This is a genomic window from Clostridium sp. CF012, assembly GCF_018861755.1.
GTDB lineage: Bacteria > Bacillota > Clostridia > Clostridiales > Clostridiaceae > Clostridium_AD.
In genome coordinates this window covers 1-801 of sequence record NZ_JAHLEF010000122.1, presented here as the reverse complement: position 1 = coordinate 801, position 801 = coordinate 1, and the positions used below count along the sequence as shown (strand labels likewise).

Below are 801 nucleotides of genomic sequence, written 5' to 3'. Positions count from 1 at the left end.
GAGAATAATAGAATTATAAAGAAAAATGAAAACTTAAAAATAGAATCACAATCGCTACAAATGCTTGTTGAAAAAATATCTATCATTAGTGAACTAGGACAAAAAATAACTTCAACTTTAAATGAACATTTGATATTAGATATACTTTATTCAAGTATTAAGGATTTCATGGATTTGTCTTATTTTTGTATTGGTCTTTATGATGAGGACAACTCTATGATAAATTATTTAGATGCTATTATTAATGGTAAAAAGGAAAGTATACCTGCTCTTTCACTTTCTAATAAACAAAGTTTTACTGAAAAATGCATTGAGAGTGGTGAGTTGATTATAATTAATGATGTTAGTAAAGAGTTCCCGAGATATATTAACGAGGGAGCATTTAACAATCAACTAAAATTGAATTACAATGCTGAAATAAATTCACTTATGTTTTGTCCTCTTATAGTAAATGCGAAGATTATAGGAGTAATGTCAATACAAAGTAAAGGTAAAAATGCTTTTACACCATTCCATATTGAAATGGTTAAAGCACTATCGTCTTATGCTGCTATAGCAATTAATAATTCAATAAAATCAATGGAACTAGAAATGGAAGTTATAAAAACAAAAGGAATTCAAATTGAATTAGAAAAAGTGAATGAAATATTATTATCTTTGTCTGAAAACGATAGTTTAACGGGGATTCCGAATAGGAGAAAGTTTGATATCTACATAAATGATGTTTGGGAGAGTAGTATAAGAGAAAGAAATAGTTTAGCTCTACTAATCATTGATATAGATTATTTTAAAGAGTATAAC

The 801-nt window shown here is 26.7% G+C and carries 1 protein-coding gene; it reads left to right on the top strand.

All coding sequences use genetic code 11. The annotated features are described in order from the left end of the window. A partial coding sequence (locus KPL50_RS26635; protein ID WP_216301468.1) for a GAF domain-containing protein occupies positions 1–801 on the top strand: 801 nt, incomplete at both ends.